Genomic DNA, 4,789 nt, shown 5'->3' with positions numbered 1-4,789 from the left:
TTCTCTTTACCTTACAAACACACCATTAAGAGTGGCCAAACCCATTGGTATAAAAACCCTGATAAAAAGCTCATGGGTGAGCTGTTAGCACGCATAAATTCAGATGGCCCGTTACGCTCACGCGATTTAGAAACCAACACCACAAAACCTGTGGGTTGGTGGGATTGGAAACCCGCCAAAAAAGCACTCGAACAGCTGTATATGCAAGGCGACCTGATGGTCAGTAATCGTGAGGGTTTCCAAAAAACCTACGACCTGATCGAGCGAGTTCTGCCATCCCATATAGACTCACGCATGCCTAGCATAGAAGAGTTTGCAGCGCATATGCTTGATCAACAATTACGCTGCCATGGGTTTGCATCACTCAAAGGGCTCACTTACCTGCGCCGCAACCCAGATCTTCGCAAGGCGGTAAAAGCTTTAGTAAATGAAAGGTTAGCGCAAGGTACATTAGAACAAGTACAAGTGAGCAATGGCGAGGTGTTTATATTAGAAGCAGGTGCGCTAGAGCGCCCTCTTCCGCGTTTAAACAACCGCATGTTGATTCTTTCGCCCTTCGATAACAGCGTTATTCAACGCGACCGGCTAAGGGCAATATTTGAATATGACTACCAAATAGAATGTTACGTACCCGCCGCCAAACGCCAGTACGGCTACTTTTGCCTGCCGCTACTTTACCGGGGTGAGTTTATTGGGCGGATGGATTGTAAGGCTCATCGAAAAACTAGCCATTTAGAAATCAAATCGCTACATTTTGAACAACACCTTTTTGAGCAGGCTACTTTTAAACCATCTATTAAGAAATCAGGCTTTGATGAAGATTCACTCATTGCAGCCTTTATAAACGCTATTACAGAATTCAGTCATTTTCAAAAGTGTGGTTCAGTATCGTTAACTGAAATCTACCCAAAACATCTGGAGCAACGCTTGCACAGCTCACTAAAACCTTTAGAGTGACGCCCAAATAAATAGACACCTTGGAAAAGCGATGACAGACTCAACAGATACAAAGCCAGATTCAATTAATGGTGACCAAATCCCATGGTATCGATGGAGATGGTTATTCTTCACATGCTTCGTTTTATTTTTTCCTGCAGCGGTCATCATTGGCGTAACAGGTGATATCTACTGCAACAACAAAGGAGAAATTACTAAGCTAAGGCCTCTTATTAAAATAGTTACTTTAGTAGTGGGCGGGCTACTTCTTGCGAAGAATATTCTTCTTCCCTATTTCGTTTGAGCATTATGGCAAGATAGTCGTTTAACCCTAATGACGACACACTCCACTGGGTAGGTTGGGCTCTCTTTCGGGAGAGCCAAATACACACCTCGTCTTACCATCTTGAATCATCCCAGCCCAAAAAGGGTGATAGTAGACACATTATGCTATTTACGTTGGCGAACACTCACCGTTTGGACTAAATTTTTAGGATGTAGAATAACGACACCTTAATTTAAGAAAACAAACTAGAAAGAGTCAAAAATCCTCAAAAAATAGGTACTTATAAGGATACAGCTAGCACTTAGGGTGCATTATCATCAGGCTGAAAGCTTATTATGATATTCCTTAAATTAGCCACTGCACTTAATTTATGTAGATGCCCGAGAGGTAAGATGGAAGTAAAGAAAAATTTGTGGTTCCAATTTGTTATTTTTTTACTGTCTGGATTACTGATAGTGGGGCTTGTCGTTGCTTCAATCCTATTCATAGAGAGTAAGGGTGAGCTTAAAGAATTGAAAATGGAGGAAGCGCGCCTTACAAACCTGTTTGAGCAATCGATTGAACATGAGTTCTTTATGGTAACAACGGACCTCAAACTACTCGCATCTCATCACAATTTATCGACCTATTTAGCTCACCCAACAGAACCTGACCGCCAAGCGCTTATTACTGAATTTTTAGCACTTAGCCAGCACAAAAGAAAATATGACCAGGTGCGTTTGCTCAATAATGATGGTAACGAAGTCATTCGTATTAATTTTAATGATGGCCTTCCTGAAAGTGTTCCTCAAAATCAGCTTCAATCAAAAGCCGATCGCTATTATTTTCAAGATTCAATAAAACTAGCCAAGGGACAAATCTTCTTTTCACCCTTTGACCTGAATGTGGAACAAGGAAAAATAGAGCAGCCAATTAAGCCCATCATCCGTATAGCAGTCCCACTATTTGATAGTAATGGAGACAAAAAAGGCATATTGATTCTTAACTATTTGGGACAACACCTCTTTAATCACATTAAAAGTGTTGTTGATGTTTTAGATTCCAGAGCAACGGTTATGCTCATTAATATGCAAGGGTATTTTCTTAAGGGCAGGCACTCCGATGAAGAATGGGGGTTTATGTATAAAGATGAACAACGCTCTTTTGCAAGTAAGTTCCCTCAAGCATGGAAAAACATAAAACCAATAAAGGGTGATATGTTCGAAAACCATAAAGGGCTATTCACATTCACAACAGTTTATCCCTTAAGAGATCACATGGTGTCATCTAGTGGGTCCGTGGAACCATTTGGCACTAGTAGTTCACAAATTGATCCAGGTAATTATTCATGGAAACTTGTTGTATATGTACCGAGCAACATACTGACCCAGAATACGTTAAGACTACTAAATACAATGAATCCGATATTATTAGCCATCGTGTTCTTAGTTTTCGTCGTTGCATTTTTTATCGCTCAAGCGAGAGTCAGACATGAGCTAGATGATGAAAGCATCGAGCGAATGGCTCATTTCGATGAATTAACGGGTTTACCTAACAGAACATTATTATATGGCCGACTAGATCAGCTTATTCAGCAGGAAGAACCAAGTACCTCTAGTTTTGCTTTGCTATTTATCGACCTAGATGGTTTTAAGGATGTTAACGATAAGTATGGTCATAATACCGGTGATCAAGTTTTAAAAGAGACCGCTGTGCGAATACAATTAAATATTCGTAAAATTGATACTGCTGCACGAATAGGTGGAGATGAATTTTTAGTGGTGCTAACGGGAGTTAGTTCTCCAAGAGATGCCGCTTCTGTTGCAAAAAAGATCATCGATTCATTTAATGTGCCTTTTCAAATAAGTGAAGTTTGTAAACCAATCGTCGGCGCAAGTATTGGTATAAGCGTTTACCCATCAGACGGGAAAGATGCCGACATGCTGATAAAACAAGCGGATGTGGCCATGTATAGAGCTAAAAATGCTGGTAAAAACGGCTTTAGTTGCTATTCGGATTCATTACCTGAAGCTGAAACAACGACTACTGAGTGAGAGCTTTGCCTTGGTTTATTCTCACTATAACTATACAAAGCATAATTATAATGAGTGATTTCTAGCACTTCTATATATAAAACTCATACCATGATGCAACGTCAATATTTAAAATAGTGCCTGCTACTATCGGTGCAAGAGGAAAAAGTATAGGTTTAAAATGAGCACTTACCATTCGGATTTGTACCATAAGGTATAGGGCTAATATTCGCGCGTTGTTATATGAGTAAATTATTTTTATTATTACTTCATTTTAAATTACTTAGGTGTTTATTATGCCTAATGATTTATGACTTTTACCCAAAAAACACCATGCACATTTAAAACTGTTTTATTATCTACTACACTCAGTTCTAGTTGTAAATTTTAAAAGCAAAATAGGAAGCCTTACCGTGACAGAGTGGTATTTTTCAGCTAATAATATTCAAACCGGTCCATTAACGGACAAGGCGACAATCACAACTTATGTTCGAGAAAACCCCGGCGCTCATTGTTGGAGTGAAGGGATGGATCAATGGCAGCCTGCTCACGAAGTTACTGCTGTTCGATTATTCAAGAAAGATGGAGTAACGCCATTCCCTCCTCCCAACGCTTCTATGATGTCTCCTAAGCCTGAAAGCCTACCCGTGTCTCAAAAGATTCAAGAAGCTCCACAAGAAAAGATCAGCCACTCAAATGCCGCTGATGCCTTGTTGGATTCTGATTCCAATCAGAGTGAGGGGTTTGGTGGTGACTATGTAACGGAGGGTATTGATTTTAAAATTTACGGTCATGAGATGCAGTACCTTGAGTTGGAACTGGATGAAGGAGAAAGTGCCGTCGCGGAAGCGGGCGCCATGATGTATAAAACCGAACATGTGGAAATGGAAACGGTTTTTGGGGATGACTCAAGCCAGGGTGTCATGGGCAATCTCATGTCAGCTGGGCGCAGATTGTTAACCAGTGAAAGCCTATTTGTAACGGTATTTACGCAGAGCATCCCCGCTAAAGGGATTGTTGCTTTTGCTGCACCGTTTCCGGGCACTATTTTAGCCCTTGACCTCAAGGAATATGATGGCAAGTTGATCTGCCAGAAAGATAGTTTCTTGGCGGGGGCCAGAGGTGTTCAAGTGGGCATTCATTTTCAAAAAAGAATTCTAACGGGACTATTTGGAGGGGATGGATTTATCCTGCAGAAACTGGAAGGAACCGGTATGATTTTCGTCCATATGGGTGGGGCCATCCGAAAAGTAGAGCTTAAAAAAGGTGAAACCCTTCATGTAGATACGGGATGCCTAGCAGCTATGACCAGCACTGTGGATTACGATGTACAACAAGCCGGTGGCGTTAAAAGTATGTTGTTTGGTGGAGAAGGACTGTTTTTTGCAACATTAAAGGGGCCAGGAACCGTCTGGTTACAAAGTTTGCCATTTTCTCGATTAGCGGGACGTATGCTATCAGGACATAGCCAAGGACAAGGCGAAGGCTCAGTTTTAGGCAGCATTGGAAATCTGTTAGGCGGTAGATAATTAGCACTCACTTCATGTGTATAAAT

At 41.0% G+C, this 4,789-nt stretch carries 4 protein-coding genes and 1 pseudogene; all 5 read left to right on the top strand.

The window, feature by feature from the left end:
• Positions 1-957, top strand: a 957-nt coding sequence (locus tag QZZ55_RS19785; RefSeq protein WP_293269143.1) for a crosslink repair DNA glycosylase YcaQ family protein, incomplete at its 5' end; no start/stop codon positions are given.
• Positions 958-988: 31 nt separating this feature from the next.
• On the top strand, positions 989-1,240 hold the full coding sequence (locus tag QZZ55_RS19780; RefSeq protein ID WP_293269142.1) for a hypothetical protein: 252 nt from the start codon (positions 989-991) through the stop codon (positions 1,238-1,240).
• Positions 1,241-1,614: 374 nt separating this feature from the next.
• Complete coding sequence (locus tag QZZ55_RS19775) at positions 1,615-3,255, top strand: sensor domain-containing diguanylate cyclase (protein WP_293269141.1); 1,641 nt, start codon at positions 1,615-1,617, stop codon at positions 3,253-3,255.
• A gap of 392 nt (positions 3,256-3,647) precedes the next feature.
• Positions 3,648-3,779, top strand: a pseudogene (locus QZZ55_RS19770) (GYF domain-containing protein); the annotation flags it as partial.
• 225 nt (positions 3,780-4,004) lie between these two features.
• A complete protein-coding gene (locus tag QZZ55_RS19765; RefSeq protein ID WP_293269144.1) occupies positions 4,005-4,763 on the top strand; it encodes a TIGR00266 family protein in 759 nt (252 codons plus the stop codon).
• Positions 4,764-4,789 lie beyond the last annotated feature (26 nt).

The sequence above is a fragment of the Neptunomonas sp. genome, assembly GCF_016744175.1.
In the GTDB taxonomy this organism is placed as follows: domain Bacteria; phylum Pseudomonadota; class Gammaproteobacteria; order Pseudomonadales; family Balneatricaceae; genus Neptunomonas.
Note: the sequence above shows the minus strand (reverse complement) of the source record. Positions and strands in the feature narration are given on the sequence as shown.

What these genes read in the sequence shown, in the direction of transcription:
- QZZ55_RS19780 (WP_293269142.1), top strand. Translation starts at nt 989, where the DNA reads ATGACAGACTCAACAGATACAAAGCCAGATTCAATTAATGGTGACCAA.
- QZZ55_RS19775 (WP_293269141.1), top strand. Translation starts at nt 1,615, where the DNA reads ATGGAAGTAAAGAAAAATTTGTGGTTCCAATTTGTTATTTTTTTACTG.